20 protein-coding genes are annotated in these 23257 nt (G+C 70.1%); 9 read left to right on the plus strand and 11 right to left on the minus strand.

Annotation, left to right across the window (positions count from 1 at the left end):
• Nucleotides 1-90: 90 nt before the first annotated feature.
• Both K7B10_RS04580 and K7B10_RS04585 read right to left on the minus strand, forming a co-directional pair.
• A complete protein-coding gene (locus K7B10_RS04580) occupies nucleotides 91-951 on the minus strand; it encodes a universal stress protein (protein ID WP_229334648.1) in 861 nt (286 codons plus the stop codon).
• Nucleotides 948-1373, minus strand: a complete 426-nt coding sequence (locus K7B10_RS04585) for an adenine nucleotide alpha hydrolase family protein (RefSeq protein WP_229334649.1) — start codon at nucleotides 1371-1373, stop codon at nucleotides 948-950. Before K7B10_RS04585 ends, K7B10_RS04580 begins: the two co-directional genes overlap by 4 nt.
• Before the next feature lie 270 nt (nucleotides 1374-1643).
• Between K7B10_RS04585 and K7B10_RS04590 the strand changes: the two genes are divergently transcribed.
• The 8 genes from K7B10_RS04590 (at nucleotide 1644) to K7B10_RS04625 (ending at nucleotide 9626) form a co-directional block, all read left to right on the plus strand.
• Nucleotides 1644-1988 carry a CBS domain-containing protein gene (locus K7B10_RS04590; RefSeq protein WP_229334650.1) on the plus strand — a complete coding sequence of 115 codons (345 nt, stop codon included), beginning with the start codon at nucleotides 1644-1646 and terminating at the stop codon, nucleotides 1986-1988.
• A 121-nt stretch (nucleotides 1989-2109) separates the two neighbouring features.
• Complete coding sequence (gene acsA / locus K7B10_RS04595; RefSeq protein ID WP_229334651.1) at nucleotides 2110-3903, plus strand: acetate--CoA ligase; 1794 nt, start codon at nucleotides 2110-2112, stop codon at nucleotides 3901-3903.
• A gap of 25 nt (nucleotides 3904-3928) precedes the next feature.
• Nucleotides 3929-5008 (plus strand): pyruvate dehydrogenase (acetyl-transferring) E1 component subunit alpha, encoded by a 1080-nt coding sequence (gene pdhA, locus K7B10_RS04600; RefSeq protein ID WP_372481370.1) that lies wholly within the window; start codon nucleotides 3929-3931, stop codon nucleotides 5006-5008.
• Nucleotides 5005-6009 (plus strand): alpha-ketoacid dehydrogenase subunit beta, encoded by a 1005-nt coding sequence (locus tag K7B10_RS04605; protein WP_229334652.1) that lies wholly within the window; start codon nucleotides 5005-5007, stop codon nucleotides 6007-6009. Before pdhA ends, K7B10_RS04605 begins: the two co-directional genes overlap by 4 nt.
• A 1-nt stretch (nucleotide 6010) precedes the next feature.
• On the plus strand, nucleotides 6011-7342 hold the full coding sequence (locus tag K7B10_RS04610; protein ID WP_229334653.1) for a dihydrolipoamide acetyltransferase family protein: 1332 nt from the start codon (nucleotides 6011-6013) through the stop codon (nucleotides 7340-7342).
• The gene (locus K7B10_RS04615; protein WP_229334654.1) at nucleotides 7339-7590 is read left to right on the plus strand and encodes an acyl carrier protein; all 252 of its coding nucleotides are present in this window, start codon (nucleotides 7339-7341) and stop codon (nucleotides 7588-7590) included. Before K7B10_RS04610 ends, K7B10_RS04615 begins: the two co-directional genes overlap by 4 nt.
• Nucleotides 7591-7727: 137 nt before the next feature.
• Complete coding sequence (locus tag K7B10_RS04620) at nucleotides 7728-8603, plus strand: universal stress protein (RefSeq protein ID WP_229334655.1); 876 nt, start codon at nucleotides 7728-7730, stop codon at nucleotides 8601-8603.
• A 27-nt stretch (nucleotides 8604-8630) separates the two neighbouring features.
• Entirely contained in the window at nucleotides 8631-9626 is a 996-nt protein-coding gene (locus K7B10_RS04625; RefSeq protein ID WP_229334656.1) for an Acg family FMN-binding oxidoreductase, read from the plus strand.
• 299 nt (nucleotides 9627-9925) lie between these two features.
• On the opposite strand, the gene K7B10_RS04630 is transcribed toward K7B10_RS04625, so the two are convergent.
• The 5 genes from K7B10_RS04630 to ppsA are packed head-to-tail and all read right to left on the minus strand — an operon-like array spanning nucleotide 9926 to nucleotide 16350.
• Nucleotides 9926-10228: a DUF1876 domain-containing protein gene (locus tag K7B10_RS04630; protein WP_229334657.1), complete on the minus strand. Its 303-nt coding sequence runs from the start codon at nucleotides 10226-10228 to the stop codon at nucleotides 9926-9928.
• A 21-nt stretch (nucleotides 10229-10249) separates the two neighbouring features.
• Nucleotides 10250-12928 (minus strand): cation-translocating P-type ATPase, encoded by a 2679-nt coding sequence (locus tag K7B10_RS04635; RefSeq protein ID WP_229334658.1) that lies wholly within the window; start codon nucleotides 12926-12928, stop codon nucleotides 10250-10252.
• Nucleotides 12921-13340 (minus strand): hypothetical protein, encoded by a 420-nt coding sequence (locus tag K7B10_RS04640; RefSeq protein ID WP_229334659.1) that lies wholly within the window; start codon nucleotides 13338-13340, stop codon nucleotides 12921-12923. Before K7B10_RS04640 ends, K7B10_RS04635 begins: the two co-directional genes overlap by 8 nt.
• A gap of 33 nt (nucleotides 13341-13373) precedes the next feature.
• The gene (locus K7B10_RS04645) at nucleotides 13374-13877 is read right to left on the minus strand and encodes a flavodoxin domain-containing protein (protein ID WP_229334660.1); all 504 of its coding nucleotides are present in this window, start codon (nucleotides 13875-13877) and stop codon (nucleotides 13374-13376) included.
• Nucleotides 13878-13908: 31 nt separating this feature from the next.
• Nucleotides 13909-16350: a phosphoenolpyruvate synthase gene (gene ppsA / locus K7B10_RS04650; RefSeq protein WP_229334661.1), complete on the minus strand. Its 2442-nt coding sequence runs from the start codon at nucleotides 16348-16350 to the stop codon at nucleotides 13909-13911.
• A 534-nt stretch (nucleotides 16351-16884) separates the two neighbouring features.
• On the opposite strand from ppsA, the gene K7B10_RS04655 reads away from it, so the two are divergent.
• Nucleotides 16885-18240, plus strand: a complete 1356-nt coding sequence (locus K7B10_RS04655) for a nicotinate phosphoribosyltransferase (RefSeq protein WP_229334662.1) — start codon at nucleotides 16885-16887, stop codon at nucleotides 18238-18240.
• On the opposite strand, the gene K7B10_RS04660 is transcribed toward K7B10_RS04655, so the two are convergent.
• The 4 genes from K7B10_RS04660 to K7B10_RS04675 all read right to left on the minus strand — a co-directional run bounded on the left by K7B10_RS04660 (nucleotide 18206) and on the right by K7B10_RS04675 (nucleotide 23226).
• Nucleotides 18206-19717 (minus strand): AAA family ATPase, encoded by a 1512-nt coding sequence (locus K7B10_RS04660; protein ID WP_229334663.1) that lies wholly within the window; start codon nucleotides 19715-19717, stop codon nucleotides 18206-18208. The genes K7B10_RS04655 and K7B10_RS04660 overlap by 35 nt on opposite strands.
• A gap of 115 nt (nucleotides 19718-19832) precedes the next feature.
• Nucleotides 19833-22235, minus strand: a complete 2403-nt coding sequence (locus K7B10_RS04665; protein WP_229334664.1) for a glycoside hydrolase family 65 protein — start codon at nucleotides 22233-22235, stop codon at nucleotides 19833-19835.
• Nucleotides 22232-22543, minus strand: a complete 312-nt coding sequence (locus K7B10_RS41190) for an HAD family hydrolase (protein ID WP_308284510.1) — start codon at nucleotides 22541-22543, stop codon at nucleotides 22232-22234. The genes K7B10_RS04665 and K7B10_RS41190 overlap by 4 nt, the downstream gene beginning before the upstream one ends.
• Nucleotides 22540-23226: a helix-turn-helix domain-containing protein gene (locus K7B10_RS04675; protein ID WP_372481371.1), complete on the minus strand. Its 687-nt coding sequence runs from the start codon at nucleotides 23224-23226 to the stop codon at nucleotides 22540-22542. Before K7B10_RS04675 ends, K7B10_RS41190 begins: the two co-directional genes overlap by 4 nt.
• Between the last annotated feature and the right edge of the window lie 31 nt (nucleotides 23227-23257).

The raw sequence follows: 23257 nt of genomic DNA on the forward strand, positions 1-23257 counted from the left end.
CCTCCGCCTCCGCCCCCGCCTCCGTCAGATCCGTGTGGGGTCCTGCGGGAGCGGACGCCTGCTGAGCGGCGGAGGTCATCACGGCGGTCCTCACACGACGGGAACCGTGATCACCGGGCAGTGCGCCCGGTGCAGCAGCCCGTGGACGACCGATCCGAGCCGCATGCCGGTGTATCCACCCCTGCCTCGCCGGCCCACGACCACGGCAAGTGCGTGCTCGGCGGCACCGGCGAGTTCCTCCACCGGGTGTCCGATGTGTATCTCGTGTGTCAACACGACGTCCGGGTACGTCTGCGACCAGCCTGCCGTGGTCTCCGACACCATCCGTCGCTGCGCCTGGAGCGCAACCTCCTCGTCATGGAGCAGGAAGAGCGGAGCCTGCCACACGGAAACGGCACGCAGTTTGGCTCCTCTGAGATCGGCCTCCTCGAACGCCAGCGCCAGCGCCGCCTTCGATGATTCGCTACCGTCGACGCCCACCACCAGGTAGGGCGGCTGCTGCATCACGTGCTCGGGGTCGCCCACGACCACCACCGGACACCGCGCTTGCGCGGTGACGGGAACCACGAGGGAGCCGGCGCTGAGGAACTCCGAGGTACGGCTCAGGTGGCGCGAACCGAGAACGATCATGCGGGCCTGCCCGGACAGTCGGCCTATCGCCGGAGCGGGGAACCCGTCGACCAGGTCCGCGACCGGTTCGACTTCCGGGTGGCGCTCCCTGCTCCAGGCGGCAGCAGCACTGAGGGCTTCCGAGGCGGCCTGGTGCAGGGCCATGCTGCGGGGCGTGTCGTCGACGTGCTGCGTGTCGTGCTGCGGTGGTACTGCGGTGACGAGCCGCAGTCCGATCCGGCGTCGACCGGCCTCGTCCACCGCCCAGGCCAAGGGCAGACGCCAGTCCCTGGCCGGGTCGATACCGACGACGATCTCATCGTGGTCGCCCGGGGCCGTCATGACTCGCTCCCGCGCGCGCGTGCGGCGTACCGCCCGCATTCGAGGTCGTGTTCATCGCGGACGGCAGCGAGCACCACACCCGTCTCGGCATCGTTGTCGATGCCTCTGACCATGAGGACGGGCGTCTGCGCGCCCGCAGTGACCTCCAGCCCGACCGAGCCGAGCATGAGTGAGCCGAATCCGCCCGCGCCACGGTTGCCGACCACGCTGGTGCCGCGGAGGCCCGCTGACCGGTGGAGGCTCGGGACGGGTGCGCTGCGGCTGAGCTCGGCGTCGACCTTCAGTCCGGGGAATTGCTCCGCTTCCGCGGTGGCGGTGGCGGTGGCGTCGGGCAGTTCACGGCCTGCCTGGCGGGCCGAGTCGGAGCCGTCGACGCCGACTACGGCGGAGCCAAGTGCCGAGCCGCTCGTGATTCCTCCCATGGTTCCTCCTCAAAGAGCCGCCAAGGGTCCGGCTCTCACGCTGACACAGCGGACTCCCGCAGCAAGAGGGCCGCTCAGGTCCCTCAATGGGACCAAAGGTTCCGGTTCATGCAGGAAAGAGGAGCCCGCATGTCCGGGGGCAGGTCCGATCGGTCCCCGGCTCCGGACCATTCGGCCCTCCTCCTCTCGTAGGGGTCGGTGGATCGTGGTTCTCAAGCGGCCCCCGGCCTTCACGTCCGCGCGGATCGCTGGGACGCCGGGAGGTGCTCCATGAAGCACATCAAGGTGGGAGACCTGATGACCGACGAAGTCCTCTCGGTCGTCACCTCCACCTCTTTCAAGGATGCCGCGAAGCTGCTCGCTCAACACGACATCAGCGGACTGCCGGTCCTCGTGGACGATGAGGACCGCCTCGTCGGCATCGTCACCCGTCGTGATCTCCTCATGCTCCTTCTGCGACCGGACGGGCAGATGAGGCGCCGCGTGGTCGAGGAGATACGCACGGGCACCATGGGGCCGGGCGTGGTCGGGGGCGTCCCCCGACTGACCGCTCGCGTCGATGACTCCCCGCTCACTGCCCCGCCGCGCAGCAGCCTCCTTGGGATGCCCTGGTGACCGTGGGGGCCGAGCGTGGACCGTCCGGGGGACGCCCGGAGCCGGCGCAGCCGCGTTTGCCGCCGTCACAAAGCGTGACGGTGTCTGCTTGAAGATTCCAAGGCGAGGCGAGGACCCGGGCATGGACCACCTGATCATCCGCAAAGAGCCCAGGCCGGACGTCGTCTTCGTGCTCCAGGACTACGAGCGTGCCCGCGCGGACTTCACCTGGGACGAGGCTCGATCCCGGCTGTCAGGACTGCCCGGAGGAGACGGGCTCAACATCGGATACGAGGCCGTCGACCGACACCTGGTGGCAGGTCACGGCGGGCGGGAGGCCCTCCGCTGCATCGCGGCCGACGACACCGTCACCCACCTCACATACGGCGAGCTCGGCGGCCTCACGGGCCGCTTCGCCAACGCACTCACAACCCTCGGCGTGGGGCGGCAGGAGAGGGTCTTCACGCTCCTCGGCCGCTGCCCTGAACTGTATGTGACCGTCCTTGGCACATTGCGCAGCGCGCGCGTGCTGTGCCCGCTCTTCTCGGCCTTCGGCCCCGAGCCCGTGCGCCAGCGGCTGGAGCTGGGCGATGCCCGGGTCCTTGTCACCACCGAGGCGCTGTACCGGCGCAAGGTCGAGGAGAACAGGCACCACCTGCCCCATCTGGACCATGTCCTGCTCGTGGGTCCGATCACCGATCCACCGCCGGGGACCGTTTCCTTCGCCGAGCTCATGGAGCATGCCCCGCAGGAGTACGCCGTGCCGCCCACCGATCCGGAGGACATGGCGCTGCTGCATTTCACGAGCGGCACGACCGGTGCCCCCAAGGGCGCGGTCCACGTGCACGAGGCGGTCGTGGCCCACCACGCGTCGGCGGCCTTCGCGCTCGACCTTCGCCAGGAGGACGTCTACTGGTGCACTGCGGACCCCGGGTGGGTGACGGGCACCTCGTACGGGATCATCGCCCCGCTCACTCACGGCGCGACGGTCGTGGTGGACGAGGGTGACTTCGATGTACACCGGTGGTACCGCATCCTGGACAGCGAGCGAGTCACCGTCTGGTACACGGCCCCGACGGCCGTCCGCATGCTGATGCGCGCCACGCCCAGGGAGGGTGCCCGGGAGCTCCCGGGGCCGTACGATCTGTCGGCCCTCCGGTTCATCGCCAGCGTGGGCGAGCCGCTGAACCCCGAAGCCGTGCTGTGGGGGCAGGATGTCCTCGGTCTGCCCATTCATGACAACTGGTGGCAGACGGAGACCGGCGCCATCATGATCGCCAACTTTGCCTCCTGCGACATCCGGCCGGGCTCCATGGGGCGCCCACTGCCCGGAGTCGAGGCCGCGCTGCTGCAACGCGGCGAGGACGGCCGCGCAGAGATCACCGACGGGCGCGTGCGCGTGATCGGCGAAGCGGGTGTCGAGGGAGAGCTGGCGCTCCGTCCGGGCTGGCCCTCCATGTTCCGGGGCTATCTGAACGAGGAGGCACGCTACGCGGCGTGCTTCGCGGACGGCTGGTACCTCACGGGCGACCTCGCGAAGCGCGACGAGGACGGCTGGTTCTGGTTCGTCGGCCGCGCCGATGACGTCATCAAGTCGGCAGGGCACCTCATCGGCCCGTTCGAGGTGGAAAGCGCGCTGATGGAACACCCCGCCGTCGCGGAAGCCGGCGTGATCGGCCGCCCCGACCCGGTCGTCGGAGCCGTCGTCAAGGCCTTCGTCTCCCTGCGTCCTGGGCTCGTCCCCGACGCGCCCCTCAAGCGAGAACTCCTGGCGTTCGCGCGCCGGCGGCTGGGCCCCGCAGTGGCCCCCAGAGAGATCGAGTTCGATCAGAACCTCCCCAAGACCCGCAGCGGCAAGGTGATGCGCCGACTGCTGCGGGCCCGGGAACTGGGGTTGCCCGAAGGGGACCTGTCCACGCTGGAGAACCCCGGATGACCCGCTCGCGAGAGAAGGCGGAACGATGAGCAGCACCAGCGCGCAGACGGAGGGAAAAGCCCGTCGGGCGGCACGCAAGAGCGGACGCGGGAAGGCAGGCTCCGCCGCCGCGCGCGGCGCTCCCGACAGCCTTCCCTCACCCGACCATCACCTCTCCCTGCTCCGGCAGATGCTCACCATCCGCCGCTTCGAGGAGCGGTGCGTCGAGCTGTACAGCAGCACGGAGATCCGCGGCTTCGTTCACCTCTACATCGGCGAGGAAGCCGTCGCCGTAGGCGTCAACCAGGCGCTGGGCCAGGAGGACGCCGTGGTGTCCACCTATCGTGAGCACGGGCACGCACTGGCCAGGGGAGTTCCCGCCGAGGCCGTGATGGCGGAGATGTACGGCAAGGCCACGGGGTGCAGCCGCGGGCGCGGCGGTTCCATGCACTTGTTCGACGCGGACCGCCGCTTCTACGGGGGCAACGCCATCGTGGCCGGCGGGCTGCCCTTGGCAGCGGGGCTCGCCCTCGCCGACCGGATGCGCGGCAGCACTCATGTCACCTGCTGCTTCTTCGGCGACGGCGCTTTTGCGGAAGGCGAGTTCCACGAGACGGCCAATCTCGCGGCCTTGTGGCAGCTGCCCCTGCTGCTGGTCTGCGAGAACAACCTGTACGCCATGGGGACGAGCCTGGCCCGGGAGCACGCGCAGACCAACCTCGCCATGCGCGCCGCGTCCTACGGCATGCCTGCCTGGACGGTCGACGGCATGGACGTGCTCGCAGTCGAAGCAGCCGCGCAGCGGGCGGTGGAGTCCGTACGAGCGGGCAACGGACCGCATTTCATCGAGGCACAGACGTATCGGTTCCGCGCCCACTCCATGTACGACCCGGACCGCTACCGGGCCAAGTCCGAAATCGAGGCGTGGAAGGGCCGCGACCCCGTCCAGGGGCTGGCCGACCGGATGCGTACGGACGGCCGGCTCGACGACCGGACGATGGAGGAGCTCGACAAGGGCGTACTGGGCGAGATCGACCGGGCTGTCCGATCGGCGGAGGACGCGCCCATGGAGCCCGTCGCGGACCTGCTCCGCTTCGTCACGAGCGCACCCGGGAGCACCACATGAGCACGAGAAGGTCATCCGCCGGGGCTCCGCCACCGACCACGTACCGGGAGGCGCTGCGCGAAGGGCTTCGCGAGGCCATGCACGAGGACGAACGAGTCTTCCTCATGGGCGAGGACGTCGGGAATTACGGCGGCTGCTTCGGGGTCAGTCTCGGACTCCTCGAGGAGTTCGGACCCGAACGGATCCGCGACACTCCTCTGTCCGAGTCGGGGTTCGTGGGTGCGGGCATCGGAGCCGCGCTCGGCGGGATGAGACCGGTGGTCGAGATCATGACCGTCAACTTCAGTCTTCTCGCGATGGACCAGATCCTCAACAACGCGGCGACCCTGCTGCACATGTCGGGCGGGCAGCTGGGCGTCCCCGTGGTCATCCGCATGACCACCGGAGCCGGGCGGCAGCTCGGCGCCCAGCACTCCCACAGCCTCGAAGGCTGGTACGCCCACATCCCCGGGATCCGGGTGCTCGCCCCCGCGACCGTGGACGACGCGCGGCACATGCTCGCGGCTGCTCTGGCCGACCCGGACCCGGTACTCATCTTCGAGCACGGCAGTCTCTACAACGCGGAGGGCGTCCTGGACGGCACCATCGAAGCCGTCGACCTCGACACCGCCGCCGTACGCCGGCCAGGCACGGACGTCTCCGTCATCACGTACGGAGGCTCGCTGCCCAAGGCCATGGCTGCGGCGGATGTCCTCGCCGGGGAGGGCATCAGTGCGGAGGTCGTCGACCTGCGTACCCTGCGGCCCCTCGACGACGCCACCATCATGGCCTCCGTCTGCCGCACGCACCGGGCGGTGATCATCGACGAGGCATGGCGCAGCGGCAGTCTGGCCGCGGAGATCTCCTCCCGCATCACCGAGCAGGCCTTCTACGAACTCGATGCTCCGGTGGAGCGCGTCTGCAGCGCGGAGGTACCCATCCCCTATGCCCGGCAGCTCGAAGAGGCGGCACTGCCCCAAGTCGCGACCATCGCGGACGCGGTCCGCCGGACGGTGAGCTGACATGGCCGAATTCACCATGCCCTCCCTCGGGGCGGACATGGAAGAGGGCACTCTGGTCGAGTGGCTGGTCTCCCCGGGCGAGACGGTGACGAAGGGGGATGTCGTCGCCGTCGTGGAGACGGCCAAATCGACGATCGAAGTCGAGTGCTTCGACTCGGGGACGATCAGCGCCCTCCTGGTAGAACCAGGCACTACCGTGCCGGTCGGCACACCGATGGCATCCATTGACTCGGCCGTCGCCCCGCCCGCCCGCCCTGCGGCCAAGCAGCCCGTCACACCCGCCCCGGCTCCTCCTCCCGACCTGCAGCCCGTCCCCGGTCGGCCCCTCACGCGGACCGAGAGGGCCGTGTCCACCCCTCTCGTGCGGCACCTGGCCGAGGAGAAGGGCATCGACCTGTCCACCGTCCACGGATCCGGCAGGGGAGGGCGGATCACCCGATCCGACGTCGAACACGCACCGACCGAGCCGCCGCCCCGGCTGCGGGCGTCTCCGCTCGCCCGCCGACTGGCTCAGTCGATGGGCGTCGATCTGGGGGGCCTACGGGGCACGGGGCGCAACGGCACCATCAGGGCGGACGACGTACGTGCTGCGGCTGTGGATCATCTGCCTCGTGAGGCGGAACCGCGGGAGCCGGTGGAGAAACCGGTGCTCGCATCGCCGGCCGAGTCCGCTCCGGGCGCGCGTGCGGCGATCGCAGCGCTGATGACGCGGGCGAAACGGGAAATCCCCCACTACTACCTGTCCACGAAGGTGGACCTCGCCGCCGCCATGGCGTGGATGCGCGACCAGAACACCGGCAGGCCGGTGGCGCAGCGGCTCGTGCCGGTCGCCTTGCTGCTGAAGGCCGTGGCACTGGCCGCCCGGCAGGTCCCGGAACTGAACGGCCATTGGAAGGACGACGCGTTCGTCCCGGCGAACGGAGTACGACTCGGCATCGCAGTGTCCCTGCGCGGCGGTGGCCTCACGGCGCCCGCACTGGCGGACGCCGACACGATGCCGTTGCCGGAGCTGATGGCGGCGCTCAGGGACCTCGTCTCTCGGGCGCGTGGCGGACGCCTGCGCGCTTCGGAGACCACCGACCCGACCCTCACGGTGACCAACCTCGGCGACCAGGGTGTGGAGGCCGTCTTCGGGGTGATCTACCCACCCCAGGTCGCGCTCGTCGGACTGGGACGTGTCATCGAGCAGCCGGTGGCCGTGAACGGAATGCTCACGGTCCACCCGACCGTGACGGCCACGCTCTCCGCCGACCACCGTGCGAGCGACGGTGCGACCGGCGCCCGCTTCCTGACTGCAATCGAGCGACTGCTCCAGCGACCGGAGGACCTGTGAACCGTGACGCGGCTCTCGAATTGATCAAGGAAGTTCTGGCGGATGTGGTCCCGGGCGCCGACCCGACCGCGCTGTCGCCCGAGGAGAACTTCCGGGACACCCTGGAGATGGACTCGCTGGACTTCCTCAACCTCGTCGAGGCGCTGAGCGGCCGCACCGGCCTCCCTCTCCCGGAGGCGGACTATCCCAGCCTGAACACGTTGAACGGCTGCGCGGACTACATCGCCTCGCACACTTCCCCGGCGTAGTCGGGGCCGGTCGGTCCCACCAGGGATCATCCGGCTCCTCCTCCGCCCCTGACCACACCGGCCACGCTCCTCATCGGCTCGGTGGGCACGCCGACGGTCGCAGCCACCGAGACACTTCATCGAAGGAGACGCACCTCATGACGAGCCAAGTGACTGTGGGCCTGGACGGCTCCCCTGAAAGTACTGCGGCGGCCCGCTGGGCGGCCTACGAGGCCGAGCTCCGGAGCGCTTCCCTGGATCTGGTCCACGCCGAGGAATGGCTGGAGAATCCGCCGCTGCCGGTCGCGACCACCGAGGAACGCCGCCACTGGGCCGAAGGCATCCTCCGCGACAGGGCCGACGAGCTGCGGCGCGAGCATCCTTCACTGGAGATCTCCACGCGCCGGGTGGGGGGCCTGCCCTCTTTGGCTCTGGCGTCCGCCGCGAAAGACTCCGACATGCTCGTACTCGGCTCCCGCGGGCTCGGCAGCATCGCCGGCTTCCTCGTCGGATCGACGGGCGCCGCCACCATCGCGGAGACCGAGCGCCCGGTCGTGCTCGTACGGTCAGCCGACAACACGGGGACCCGAGCCGTCCGTGACCGTGACCGGGGGCCGGTCGTGGCCGGGATCGACATCCACCGCCCTTGCGACAGACTCCTCGCCTTCGCATTCGAAGAAGCGGCCCACCGCGCCTGTCCGCTCATCGTCGTGCACGGGTGGTCTCCGCCGCCGATCCTCAGCTATGCGCCGATCCTCGACCCCGGGGTGCAGTCGGAGATGGCTCACGGCATCGGCATGGCGATGGACGAAATCCTGAGCCCGTGGCAGGAGAAGTTCCCTTCGGTGGCCGTCGAACCGCGCGTGATCATCGGTCAGGCAGCGATCCAGATCCTCGACGCCGCCACCGGCGCCGCCCTCGTCATCGTCGGCAGGCGTATCCGCCACTCCGCCTACGGCACCCACATCGGCCCGATCGCACATGCCGTGATGCACCATGCGGCAGCGCCGGTTGCCGTGGTCGCCCACGAGTGAGGTCCACCACCCAGGCAGGAAAGTCCCATGACCACAACTCTCCCGGACGTATCACACGTGCTCCCCCTCATCGAGGACGCCGTGATGGCGCCGTCCATGCACAACGCCCAGCCCTGGAGATTCGTCTTCCGGCCGGACACCGGAGTCATCGAACTCCACGGCGACCCCGGCCGGGCGATGCCCCACGCCGACCCGGACCACCGCGCCCTCCACCTGGGCTGCGCCGCCGCGTTGTTCAACCTGCGGGTGTCCGCCACCTGGGCGGGCTGGGAGCCTGTCGTACGGATGCTGCCCGACGACGGCTCCCCGTGGCTCCTGGCCACGGTGAGTCTCCGGAAAGCAGACGAGAAGGACACCGAGCGGGCTCTTGCCGCCCTGCACCCGGCCGTGCGGCGACGTCACTCCAGCCGTTTCCCGTTCAGGGAGGAGGAGGTACCGCCCGCCCTGCTGGACGGTCTGCGGGCCGCCGCTCTCCTGGAGGGCTGCCGTCTGGCCGTGCCGGCAGCCTGGCACACCGAGACCGTCCTGGGCCTGATCCACGACTCCGAGCACCGCGAAGAGATGGATCCCGGCGTGCGGGCGGAGACGGTGGCGTGGACACATTCCGGAACGCCGGAAGGGCAGGTCCGACCCGACGGCATCCCGGCCTACGCCTTCGGACCCAAGCAGTCCGGCCGGGGCGGCGCCGTACGCGACTTCGGCCGCTCCCAGCGCGTACCCGGCCGGGGGTGGGCCGCCTTCGAACGGCGACCCCAGATCGCGCTGCTGGGCACCTCCGGGGACGGGCCCGAGGACTGGCTGCGCGCAGGACAGGCCCTGGAGCGGGTCCTGCTCCAGGCCACTGCCGACGGCCTGGTCACCTCCATGACCTCGCAGCCGCTCGAGTGGCCCGAACTCCGCTGGACGGTGCGCGACCCGGGCGCCGCGATGAGCCGCGTCCAGATGGTCATCCGGCTCGGCTACGGCCCCCAGGGGCCTGCAACGCCCCGGCGCCCCGTAGCCGAAGTCCTCGACGTCCGATGAGTCACCAAAAGAGGCCCGGTACTCGGCGGCGGGGTGAGGTGTTCGCACCCTCGCGCGTGCCGTACCGGAGCAGGCAGGCGCAGAACCGGACCCACGCGGTGGTGATCGCGTACGAAACCGGCCTGGTCGTACCCGGAATCACGGGCTGACGCAACATCAGGCGCTCCGGCCCGGCCCCGCCCGTGCCGGACCGGCCTCCCGGGCGTCCACGCCTGGGCCCCGCTCCCCCGGGGCAGGCCCGCTATGGGAACTCGGGGAACTACCCGCCTTCGCTTGCCCGTCGGTGTTCGGCGTCGTCCTTAAGACGCCTCCATGTCCAACCAGCCCGAATACGGCTTCGGGGATTCCTCGTGCGACGCCGCCCCGACGGCCTGCATGTCTCCATAGGCCGTTCGCTTCAGCTGCTTGGCCAGGTTCTCCATGGCCCGTGCTACGGCGAGTTCGTCGCCGATTTCCGGCACGTCCTTGTCCTGGGGTGCGCAGCGGGCGGTGCCGTGGCCGGTGAGCTTGTTCGTGCCGGTGTCCAGTTCGAGGCGGGCCTTCGTCGTCTGGTCCGCCTCGAAGAGGTAGAGACGGACCTTCCATTCAGCGGTGTGTGACATGGCGGGCCTCCGGTCAAGGTGTCAGGGCTTCGTGAGGTGGTGAGTGCGCCGGACCCAGCGCCGCAGTTCGTCGGTGCCCCAGACGAGGACGGGGAAGGTCGCGATGAGGGCGACGACGTCCAGCGGCAGGGCGGCGGTACCGAACAGGCCTTGCAGGGGGGGCGCAAATACGAGGGCTGCTGTGAAGGCGAGCTCGAAGGCGATGCCGGCCAGGAGCAGGGGGTTGGTGAACAGGCCGATGTCGCGCAGGGCCGCATGGTCGGTGCGGGCGGCGAAGGCGGTGCCGACCTGGCAGGTGACGATGCCGGCGAACGTGGCCGTGGTTGCGGTGATGTACGCGTGGTGGAGGGGGCTGCCCGTGCCGGTGGGGTCGCCTGGTTGCCAGCCCGCGCGCCACAGTACGTAGAAGAACGCTCCCATGACCAGGACGGCGGAGACGCTGCCGAGGTAGCCCCAGCTGCGGATGAGCATCTCGCGGGAGATGACTCCCTGCGAACTCGGGCGGGGCGGGCGGCTCATGGTGCCCGGCTCAGCTCGTTCGCGGCCGAGGGCCAGGGCGGGGAGGGTCTCAGTGCCGAGGTCGATCGCGAGGATCTGCAGGACGGTCAGAGGGAGCGGGACCGTGCCGGCCGACAGCGCGAAGACCAGGAAGGGGACGACCTCGGGGGTGAGGTGGGCGAAGATGTAGACGATGAACTTGCGGACGTTGTCGTAGACGCGGCGGCCCGATTCGATCGCGGTGACGATGGTGGCGAAGTTGTCATCGGTCAGCACCATGGTCGACGCCTCGCGGGCCACGTCCGTGCCGGAGAGTCCCATCGCCACGCCGATGTGGGCCCGGTGCAGGGCGGGGGCGTCATTGACCCCGTCACCGGTCATGGCGACGATCTGCCCGTGGGCGCGCAGGGCGTCGGCCACCTTCAGCTTGGTCTCGGGTGAGGAGCGGGCGAAGACGACTTCGGCGTCCGCCGATGCGAGGAGCGCGTCGAGTTCGTGGTCGCCGACCGATTCGGACTGTGCCACCACCTGCAGACGAGGTAGGCCGATGCCGACTTCGCGGGCGACGGCCGCGGCGGTGGCGCCATTGTCGCCGGTGACGATGTGCACGCGGAGCCCTGCCTCGTGGCAGCGCCGGACGGCGGCCGCGACTTCGGGACGTGGCGGGTCGTACAGGCCGACGAGCCCGAGCAGGCGGAGCCCGGTCTCCGCGTCCTGGCGACGGGTCGGTACCTCGGCGCCGGACGGCAGTGCTCCGACGGCGACGGCCAGGACGCGCATGCCTTCGTGGGCGAGTTCCTCCGCCGCGGCGGCCGCGGACTGCGAACTGCCTTCCAGGGTTTGCAACACCGTCTCCGGCGCGCCCTTGACGATGACGCGCAGCCCCTGCCCGGCATCGGCTTGGACGACGGACATGAGACGCAGCCGGGGGTCGAAGCGGAAGAGGGCTCGACGCCCGGTGTCACGGCCGTCGAGGTCGATGGGAGCGGCGCGGGCAGCGGCGCCTTCGACCAGGGCCATCTCCGTCGGGTCGCCGTGAAGTTCACCTTCCTCGCCGCGGGTAACCGTGGTGCACAGCGCGCTGGTGCGCATCAGCTCCCCGTCCCAGGGGCCTGGCTCCCTTCCGTGTTCCGGCGTCCACACGGCTTGGAGTCGCATGCGGTTCTGGGTGAGGGTTCCGGTCTTGTCGGTGCAGATGACGTTGGTGGAGCCGAGGGTCTCGACGGCGCTGAGGCGCTTGATCACCGCGCCTTGGCGGGCGAGGACGCGTACGCCGACGGCGAGCGCGAGGGTGATTGTAGGCAGCAGGCCCTCGGGGACGTTGGCGACGAGGAGCCCGATCGCGAACATGAGGGTGTCCGTCAGCGGCAGGCCCACGGCGACCCCGGCCACCAGGAACACACCGCCCATAACGACCGCTACGGCGGCGATGAGCCAGGCGACCTTCTTGACCTGCCGTTCCAGGGGGCTGGGGTCGCGGCGGGTGCGCTGGCTCAGTGCGGCGATGCGGCCGAGTTCCGTGTGGTCTCCGGTGGCGAACACGATCGCCTGGGCCTGGCCCCCGGTACAGACCGTGCCGCTGAACACGAGGTTGGGTTCCTGCAGCAGCGGTGCCCCGACGAGTCCGGGGCCGACGATGCGTTCGGCGGGTGTGGACTCCCCCGTCAGCATCGACAGGTCGACCTCGATGCCTCCCTCGGTCAGCCGCGCGTCGGCGGGAACCTTGGCGCCCTCTTCGAGAACGACCAGATCGCCCGGCACCAGTTCTTTCGCCTCCACCGCCGAGGATCGCCCATCGCGGATCACCAGCGCATGCTCGGGCAGGTACTCCGCCAGAGTCTCCACCGCCTGTTCGGCCTGCCGTTCCTGGAGGAGCGCGAACGCCGCATTCACGAGAACCACGGCGATGATGGCCCACCCGAGCACGGGGATGCCGGCAACGAACGCCAGCGCGGCGGCCGCCCACAGCAGCAGGGCCAAGGGATGGACCAGCTGCCGAACGAGTTCACGCCCCAGGGAGGTACGGGCCTTGCGGCGGACTTCGTTCGGACCGTAGACGGCGAGGCGTCGGCCCGCTTCCCGAGCGGAGAGGCCGCTCGAGCCGGTATGGAGTTCGCGGCGCAGCAGTGGCAGAGGCTCCAGCGGGTCCGGGCTCAGGAGCGGTTCCTGATCGACGGGCGGATGAGTGGTGGCCTCAGTCATCTTCAGCTCCCGGCTTCCGGTTCCCGGCGAGGCTGCGCGCTTCGACGCGGCGGAGCCTGAGCCGGACGACTCCCCCGGCGGAGGGAACAAGTACCCCGAAGGCCGGCGCCCCGGCGGCAACGGCGGTGGAGGCGAGTTCGCCGTAGGGGCGAGGAGCCGGCGCCTTCCTTCCGGCGTCATCGACCCAGACCGTGACCGTCCCGCCCACGGCTGTGCCGGGCGGGACCATGACCGTGTCGGTGTGCCGCTGGGAGGCGGGATACTGCCAGGCGGCCTGCGCCGTCGCCACCTGGGCGTCGTCGACTCCCGCGGGGAGGGCGCGGTCGGCCTCACCCACCGTCTTCGCCGACACCTGATGCAGGTGCAGGGCCTCCGCACGAGTGGCGCGGACTTCGGTGTGAGCCTCGAACATGTCGTGCCTCCGCGCTGTCGCCTTGCCGGTCGCTCAGTTGAGGGCGGCGAGCTCGGCGCTGATGTGGTGAGCCCAGCTCTGGATCCGCTCGGGATTGCGGAAGTCACCGCCCTTGCCGTGCCGGACCAGCGCCTTGGCGATCAGACCCGGAGTGTGCGCCGTGATGCTGCCGCCGAAGGTGACGTGTTCACGTGCACCCAGGCTCTCCATCTGCTGCGCGACCGCCCGCACCGGCGGGATGTCGTGCCGTTCGGCGGAGCTGTCGACCGGACCGCTGCTGAACAGCCAGACCGGACGGTGCTTCAGATAGGCGGCGTTGCGTTCGGCGCAGCGCTTGGCCTTGCGGCTCCAGTGCCCTGCGTACAGGGCTCCTCCGATTACCACAGCGTCGTAGCTGCGTACATCGTCCACGTCGTCGGCGGGGAGCACGACGGCGTCGAGGCCGTCCGCGCGGAGGGTCACACCGATCTGCTCGGCGATGCCGGCGGTCGCTCCGTGCTTGGTGCCGTAGGCGACGAGTACCCGCTTCGAGGTCATGGCGTTTCTCCGTTCCCGTCGTTCTCGGTGTTCATCCGCTGGACGGCAGGTCCACTCGGGGCTTTCTGGGCTGGGACGAGCCCCTTCGATCCGCGCCGTATCGCTTCAGTTCGGCGGCGGCCACGTGTTGCTTGACCGCGGCGAAGCTGTCCGGGGCCACGGAGATCGAATCGATGCCGGTCTTCACCAGAAACTCGGTGAAGGCGGGGTCATCGCTGGGCCGCTGGCCGCACAGGCCGACCGTGGCGCCCGCGGACTGGGCGCGCGGGACGAGGATCTGGATGCTGCGGGTGACGGCGGGGTCGGTCTCGTCGAAGATGTGGGCGAGCGCTTCGGAGTCGCGGTCGACGCCCAGGGTGAGCTGGGTGAGGTCGTTGCTGCCGATGGAGAAGCCGTCGAAGCGTCCGGCGAAGTCCTGGGCCAGGATGATGTTGGCGGGGATCTCCGCCATGACATACACCTTGAGCCCGTTCTCACCCCGGCGCAGGCCCTGTTCGGCCATGGCCTCCAGGACCTTGTCCGCCTCTTCGAGGGTGCGGCAGAAGGGGATCATGATGATCACGTTCGTCAGGCCCATCTCGTCACGGACCCGGCGCAGTGCTCGGCATTCCAGGGCGAAGCCTTCCCTGTAGCCGTCGCTGTAGTAGCGGCTCGCGCCGCGCCAGCCGATCATCGGGTTGGCTTCGACGGGTTCGAAGGGGCGCCCGCCCAGGAGGCGCGCGTACTCGTTGGTCTTGAAGTCGCTGGTGCGGACGACGACAGGGGCGGGCCACCGGGAGGCGGCGATGCGGGCCATTCCGTAGGCGAGGCGGTCGACGAAGTATTCGCCGCGGTCGAGGTAGCCCTCGGTGAGTTGGTCGATCGCGCAGCGGTCTTGGTCATCCAGTCGTTCGGGGTGCAGGAGCGCCATCGGGTGGACCTTGACCTGGTGCGCGACGATGAACTCCAGCCTGGCGAGTCCCACGCCGTCCGCCGGCAGCCGCCACCAGCGGAAGGCCGCGGACGGATCGGCGAGGTTCAGCATGACCCGGGTCCGGGTGGCCGGCAGGTCAGCGAGGTCGGTCTCGGTCTCCTCGTAATCGAGCAGGCCCGCGTAGACCCGGCCATGTCCGCCTTCGGCGCAGGAGACGGTCACGTCCTGACCGTCGCGCAGAACCTGGGTGGCCCGGCCGGTGCCGACGACGGCGGGGACGCCGAGTTCGCGGCTGACGATGGCGGCGTGCGAGGTGCGGCCGCCGTGGTCGGTGACGATGGCGGAGGCCCGCTTCATGATCGGTTCCCAGTCCGGGTCGGTGATGCCGGTGACGAGCACTCCGCCGGCCGGGAACCGGTCGAGGTCGACGGGCGAGTCCAGGGCGACGACCGGGCCGCGGCCGATGGCCTCACCGACCGCTATGCCCTCGATCAGGGCCTCTCCCGGCGTGGCGGTCAGCCGGCAGCGGCGCAACGTGGAGGCGCGGCGTCGGGACTGCACGGTCTCGGGCCGGGCCTGCACGATCCACAGGTCGCCGGTGAGTCCGTCCTTGGCCCATTCCAGGTCCATCGGGCAGCCGTAGTGCTCCTCGACGGTCCGGGCCCAGTCGGCCAGGAGCCTGACTTCCGCATCGGTCAGCACACGCCGCGCACGCTCCCCGCCGGTGGTGTCGACGGTCCGGGTCAGCCCATGCTCCGCGTAGACGGCCTTCTGCCGCTTCGCGCCGATCCGTGCGCCGATCACCGGGTCCAGAGACGGGTCCTTCATGCTCGGCTTGAACACGGTGTACTCGTCGGGATCGACCTGGCCGCTGACGACGGTCTCCCCCAGCCCCCAGGCCGCACTCACGACGATGACCTCGGGAAAGCCGCTCTCCGGGTCGAGGGTGAACATCACGCCCGCACCTGCCAGGTCAGACCGGACCATCACCTGGACGCCGACGGAGAGCGCGACGGAGAGATGGTCGAAGCCCATCCGCTCCCGGTAGTCGATCGCCCTGTCGGTGAAGAGCGACGCGTAGCAGCGGTGGCAGGACTCCAGCAGCTGGGCGGGCCCCCGGACGTTCAGGTACGTCTCCTGCTGCCCCGCGAAGCTCGCCTCGGGAAGGTCCTCGGCCGTGGCGCTACTGCGTACGGCGACCTCAGGTTCCTCCCGGCCCTGGTCACGGGCGAGCTGCTCGTACGCCGAGACGATCTCCGTGCGCAGCTCGGCAGGCAGCGGCTCGGCCAGGATCAACGACCGGATCGCCGCCCCCACCTCGTCCAGCGCCGCCCCCTCGTGCAGTCGCCCGAGCTGCTCCTCGATCCGCCCGCGCAGTCCGTGGTCGCCCAGCAGCTCTCCGTACGCGTCGGCCGTCGTGGCGAACCCGGGAGGCACCCGCACACCGGCGGACGCCAGGTGGGCGGTCATCTCTCCCAGGGAGGCGTTCTTGCCTCCGACACGGCCGACGTCCTGCCGGCCGAGTTCTGCGAACGGTATGACGCGTCGAGTGGTGGCCATGACGTCCTCCGTCGTACGTGCGGTGTTCGTGGGGCTCAGTAGGGCAGCGGACGGCCGGACGGGCTGCGCAGGTCCGGCGGCGCGGGCTTGTGAGGCTGCTTCGGTCGGGTCTGGATCCGAATGCGCTGCATCGTCGTCACCTCTTCCGGAGGGGAGCCCTGAGCGGCGTCCGGATTCCACGATCACGCCACGCGTTCCCGGGCCGCAGTGCCGAGGGGGTCAGGACCGAGGGGCCGAATGGTCCGTGCGGGGCAGGGACCGATCGGCCCATGCGCCCGGAGCGGGGCGGCTGCGACGGACGCGGCCCGGAGTCCGCTCCCGCCGCCGTGCACGACGTGCCGCGGCCCCCAGGAGCCGGACGGATGTGCCGCCAAGATCAAGATGTTCATCCAGACACCTCCGAGCGGTTGCTCCAGGCGGATGGAACCCCTTTACAGCGAACCCGCAGGGCCGTGCCACGGACAGGGCCGCGTGGGGCAATCGAGGGCCCAAAGGGCCCATGCCGCGACGGCCGCGCGCGGCCACGCTGGAGACATGTCCGAGACGACGACCACCGACCTCTACGAGGTGACGATGGCGATGTCATACCTGCGCGAAGGTATGCGCGCCCCGGCCACCTTCAGCCTGTTCGTCCGGGATCTGCCGCCCGGCCGGGGTTTCCTCGTCGCCGCGGGCCTGGAGCCGGCGCTGGACTACCTCTCCCGGTTCCGCGTCACGGCGGATGACGTGCGGGACTTCGCCCACTCGCTGCACAGGCCTCCTGAGGAGCTGGCCGCCCTGCTGGACCTCCGCTTCGACGGGGACGTCCGGGCAATCCCCGAGGGCCGGCTCGTATTCGCCGGCGAGCCCCTCATGGAGGTCAGCGCCCCGCTGCCGCAGGCCCAGCTCGTCGAGACGTATCTGCTCACGCAGGTGTGCCACCAGACCGCGGTCGCGTCCAAGGCGGCCCGATGCGTGATCGCCGCGCGAGGACGGTCCCTGGTGGACTTCTCGCTGCGCCGCAACCACGGCCCCGGGGCCGGGCTGCAGGCCGCCCGGCTGGGTGCTCTGGTGGGGTTCTCCGGCACCAGCAACGTGGCTGCCGCCACCCAGCTCGGTATCCCCGCGTCCGGCACGATGGCGCACTCGTACGTCGAGACCTTCGCCTGCGAAGAGGATGCCTTCCGCGCGTTCGCCCGCGCCCACCCCGGCCCGCTCACGTTCCTCGTGGACACGTACGACACGGAGGGTGGCGTCGCGACCGCCGCCCGTGTCCTGGCCGACCTGCGCCGCGGCCCGGGCTGCGCGATCCGTCTCGACAGCGGCGACCTGGGCGCACTCGCCCACCGGTCACGAGCCCTGCTCGACGCGGCCGGGCTGGAGGACGTACGGATCATCGCGAGCGGCGGCCTGGACGAATACGCCATCGCCGCGCTCCTCGGCGACCAAGCGCCGATCGATGTCTTCGCGGTCGGGACCCGCGTGGGCGTGGCGGCCGACGCCCCGTACCTGGACGCGGCGTACAAGCTGGTCGAATACGACGGGAGGCCGGTGATGAAGCTGTCGGCCGCGAAGGTCACCGCGCCGGCTCCCAAGCAGGTGTTCCGCCGACCCGGGTGCATGGATGTGATCGGCCTGCACGACGAAGAGCCACCGACCGGCGCGACGCCTCTGCTGCGCACCGCGATGCGGGGCGGCCGACGGACGGGGCCGCCCGATTCGCTCGCCGCCGCCCGAGCACGGTTCGAGGCGGATCTCGCCGGGCTACCGGCGACCGCGCGCCGCATTCAGGACCCCGAGGCACCCGTCCCGGCCGCTTCCGCGCAGCTGGAGGCGCTGACCGCCGAAGTACGCGGGCGCCTCGAAAGGGCCCTCGCTACGCGCCCCGGTACAGGCGCTCCAGGTCGATGAGCATGACCTCGTCACGCGCCTCGGCCGCGTGCAGCTCGGGGCTGAACCCCGACGCGCTGTAAAGGGCCGGGCGGACTCTGCTGACGTCTTCCTCCTGGGCTGCGAGTGTGTCGAGGACGTCGTGCAGTCGTTGCAGATGGTGGATGTCCATGCCTGTGTGCCATCGCGCGATTCCCACCGACAGGAGGGCACCGGTCTTGTGTCCGTCCCGTTCGCGGACCACGACCTCGGCCTCGTGCCCGCTCGTCGACGAAGGGTCGCCGAGCGAGCCGTACGACGCACTCAGGTGGTCGGCGCCGAAGGAATCCGGGGAGGCGAAGTGGACCACCCAGTCCCTGCATGTCTGAGCGAACTGGGGAGCCGCGACAAGGGAGTTGAAATCGGTTCGCGCGTCTTCCCACACCGCTTCGGCGGAGCCTTGTTCCAGCGCGGTCCTGCGCGGGCGCGCCACGGCGTGCTCGAATGCCAGGAGCTGGTCGGTCGGCCGGTGACGTACGACGGCCGGCCGCAGTCCGTCGTGCTCCAACCGAAGTAGGCCGTTCTCCCGGAGAACGGCGAGGGCACGAGAGGCATCGGAGAGCTGCTGCCCGAGGAAGGCTGCGATCTCCCCCTGGGTCGCGCAGCCCGCGGCCAGGGCGGCGAGCACGGAGTGGCACGCCCCGGGGCTCTGGTGCCCGGTCTCCTCATCGACGAGGTGGCGGGCTTCACGGAACAGCGGCATGCGTGGATTCAGGACGGTTCGGCAGACCCAGGCATCGAAGTCATTCCGGTCGACGGGGACGTCCCCGCCCACGTAGTCATGCCGGTAGGCCGGTGTTCCGCCGACAACGGCGTACACGCGGAAGGCCAACTCCGGGTCGTCGATGCCCCACAACTGCGCTGCCTTGCGAAAGTCCAGAGGCTGAAGGTCGAGCTTCAGACCGGACACGGCCTCCAGCGAAGAAGCGGGCGCGAACAGCCGGTTCATGACCGGTGCGGTCGAACCTCCCAGGATCAGGCGCGCGCGGTTGACCTGCGCAGAGCGCTCAACGCGGCGAAGGGCGCCGTGAATGGTGGATGTCAGAGCCGGGCTCGCCGCGACGAGGTCGGGAAACGAGTCGATGATGACGGGCAGTGCCCGCGCGTCACCCAGTGCGAGAAGAGCGTCGATGGCTTCCTTCCAATCACGCCAGTGACTGGGTGGTGCGACCTGCCGATATCGCGCGTACTCCTCGCCCAGTCTGCGCAGGGACTCGGCTTCGGTGGCTTCCTGACCACAGAAGTAGAACCCGCCCGTGACCTTCGCCACCGACTCCAGCAGCAGCGTCTTGCCCTGGCGCGGCCGGCCCACGACCGCGCCCAGCCTCGTTCCCGCATGCGGATCGCTGGAGAAGGCGATCAGAGTCGCCCATTCTTCCTCCCTGTCGAAGAGCCGATCCGGCTTGGCAGAGAGGTCAGGGACCGCCATCTGGGGTTGTTGTCCGTGTACGGCATTCACACCATGCACCTCCGGAAGCAGCTGAGGGCTGACTCCATTCTCGGGCTCGTGACCGTCCGGCGCGCGGCGCGCTGCCCTCCATCGGACCGGTGAACCTCATCGGGGCCGCCCGGGGTCAGTCCCCGGTCAGTCGGAACCATCGCTCCTCCCCCGCGGCAACGGCCGCAAGCCGTGCGCCGGCCAGGCACACCGGCAGCGGCGATGCCAGCGAGGAGGCGGGCACACTGATGCCCAGCCTGCCGGGAAGGAGCTGGACACGGACGCCTCGGTTCCCGAGATAACAGAAGGTGAACGAGGAGCGGGGGACCTCCCGGAACGGGACGGGGTCGATGAGGAGTCCCCCCGGGCCCGCTTCGAGCCCTGCGATACCCCGCTCGATGAGGTCGAGGGTGCCGGCCATGGCGCCGAGGTGGACGCCTTCACCGGTGGTTCCGCCCTGAATATCCGCCACGTCACTGAGCAGGGCCTCCTCGCAGTACCGCCAGGCGTCCGCGCCCTGCTGGCAGGCGAGGACCCACCCGTGCACCAAGCTGCTGAGAGTCGACCCGTGGCTGGTGCGGTTCAGGTAGTACGTGGCCGTCGCGCGCCAAACGTCGTCATCGAGCCCGTAGCCGAGACGGCCGAAGAGGGCCCGGAGCTCCGCGGGGCGGAAGAGGTAGCCGAGCATGAGGGTGTCGGCCTGTTTCGAGGCCTGATAGCGGTTGACCGTGTCTCCTTCGGCTTCCAGGATGCGGTCGAGCCGGCGGATGTCGCCGTAGCGGGCCCGGTAGGCGTGCCAGTCCAGTTCGGCCAGGCTTCCGTAACCTTCGAACTGGCTGATGACACCGGCGTGGAACGGCACGTACATCCGACGGGAGATGTCCTCCCAGCGGTCCAACGTCGCCTCGTCGGGGCCCAGTTGCTCGACCAGCTCTCTCCGGCGCGCTTCAGGCAGCCTGTCGAGCAGCTCACGTGCCCGCGCCAGGGTCCAGGCCGCGGTCACGTTCGTGTACGCGTTGTCGTCGATCCCGGGCCCCGGCGCCTCGGGGTAGGCGTCGTGGTACTCGTCCGGGCCCACCACGCCGCGGATCCGGTAGCGCTCACGGTCGGCGTCGAAGATGGTCACGGAGCCCCAGTAGCGGGCGATGTCGAGCAGCAGTTCCGCCCCGGGGCCTTCGATGAAACCGGTGTCCCCGGTCGTCTGACCGTAGCGCCACACGTTCCACGCGATGGCCGACCCGACGTGGCGCTGCAGGTGCGAGTGGTCGCGCAGCCACCGGCCCGACCTGGGATTGAGGTGGAGTGTCTGCGTCTCCTCGACGCCCGAACTACCGCTCTGCCAGGGGAACATCGCACCGCGATGACCGCACCGCTGCGCGGCGGTACGGGCTGCGGGCAGCCGACGGTGGCGGTACATGAGCAGGGCGCGTGCCACTTCCGGGAAGTGCAGCGTGAGGTAGGGCAGGACGAACAGCTCGTCCCAGAAGACGTGGCCGCGGTACGCCTCGCCGTGCAGTCCTCGGGCGGGCACACCGACGTCCATCTCCGCGGTGTGCGGGGAGAGTGTTTGGAGGACGTGGAAGAGGTGGAGCCGAAGGATGCGTCCCGCCTCGCCGGGTACGTTCACTTCGCCCTGGCTCCAGAGGCGTTTCCAGGCAGCACGATGGGAGGCGAGCAGCACCTCGAACGCGGCTGCGTGTGACGCCGCCTCAACGGCGCGTGAGAGGGGGTCGCCCTGTGGGCGGTCCATGGATGTGTACAGGGCTGCGCACTTGATGACGGTTGCGGAACGGTTGCGGGAGATCGGCAGCCTGAACGTCTGGGTCGTGGTGGTCTGTGTGCAGCTCGTGGCCACCGCGACGATGGGCCTGGACACCGTCCTGACGGCGACACCGATGCCGATCCGGGAGGCACTGGTCCGGCAGGACAGCCAGGCGACACCGTCCGCGCCGACTCCGGCGCGGTGGCCGGTGAGGTGGTGCCCGTCCAGGTCCCGGTAGCGCTCGACGCCCGCGTTGGTGACGTTGCCGTCGAGGATGGCCTCGGCCTCGATCGTCCCGCTCCAGCCGTACGCGCGGAAGGTGGTCCGCTGGGCGGCGAGGTACGGATCGCCCATGTGGACCAGTCGGGTGTGGGTGACGCCGAGTCGTCGGCCGTGGCCGTCCTGGAAGAGCATCCGGCGGGTGAGGACGCCGCCGCGGAGGTCGAGCGAGGTCTTGTGGTGCCGCAGGCTCGGGTCGTCGGGAGTGAGCCAGGCCCCCGTCGGCCCGTCTTCCGGCACGCACCGGTAGCGCAGGCGGAGCCAGTCGGGCAGGTTGACCAGATCCTCGTTGGCAACGCTCTTGCCCGCGACTTCTGAGGAGAGCCGGTTGTAGCAGCCGGCCGCATACGTTCCGGGGTAGTGGATGGCGTCGGCACTGACCTCGGGTGCGGCTCCCCGGGTGGCGAACCTGCCGTTGCCGAGTGCGCACAGGGCTTCGACCAGACGCTCCTTCTTCGGGTCGTAGTCGTTGAAAGCCCAGGTCCACGAGGTGTTCACGGCACTTCTCCGCACGCTCTCCCCACCACGGCGGTGAGGCCGGGAAACAGCACATCCGTGCCATGAGCACGCAATCGCACTTCGGCGTCAGGGGCACGGGTCCGACTGACGCCCACGACCAGGCCGAAGCGACCGCGACGCCCTGCTTCCATCCCGGCGGGCGCGTCTTCGACGACGGCCGGGCATCGCACGGTCTGTTTCCTGAGCCTGCTGAGCGCGGGGCTGACGTCATCGAAGGGCTCGGCGGGGCGGGTCCGCAGCATTTCCACCCCGTCGGTGTCGAAGATGACCGCGCGGCGTGCGCTCACGGGTCCACCACGCGGCGTCCGGTGATCCGGATCGGTGTGATCTTCATCCAGTGGGTGCGCTCGCTCCCGGCCCAGGGCATCGAGCGCGCAACCGCGTCGAGACGCTGCTTGCCCGCCGCATCGGTGACGCCCTCGGCCTCGCCCACGGCCATGACGCTCCAGCCTTGTTTCATGGCGTCGTCGATGTGGTCGACCTCGAAGGCCACCTCCGTCCCTGCGGCCCTCGCGAGGACCGCTTCTTCGGACGTGCGGAACGCGATCTCATTGCCGGCCACCACGTAGTTCACGGGGAAGATCGCAGGTCCCTCGGGAGTGAAGACCGCGACTCTGCCGACGCCGTGGGTCGACAGCAAACGTCGGCACTCGGCGTTGGTGAGCGTGATGAGTTCCGCGTCCCGCAGAGCGGTGCCCCGCCCGGGGGGATACTCGGTGGTCGCGCCGGTCAGTTCCGCCACGGTCGTTCCCAGAGCGTCGGCGATGCGGGCGAGGGAGCCGATGGCGGGGGCCGCAGCGTGTTCTTCCAGGTAGCCGACGTACGCGGCGTCGGCCCCGCAGCGCTTGCCCACCTGCTCACGGGTGAGGCCGAGCTCCTGGCGGCGCGCTGCGATCCGGCGCCCCAGGTCGGTACGACCGGTGGGCACCTCGGTGGAGGCGGGTCCGGACTTGTTCCTGCTCACGACCATCACGTCCTCTCCGGTTCCTCGGTCGCGCCGG

Source organism: Streptomyces flavotricini (genome assembly GCF_020639365.1).
GTDB classification, from domain to species: Bacteria; Actinomycetota; Actinomycetes; order Streptomycetales; family Streptomycetaceae; genus Streptomyces; species Streptomyces flavotricini.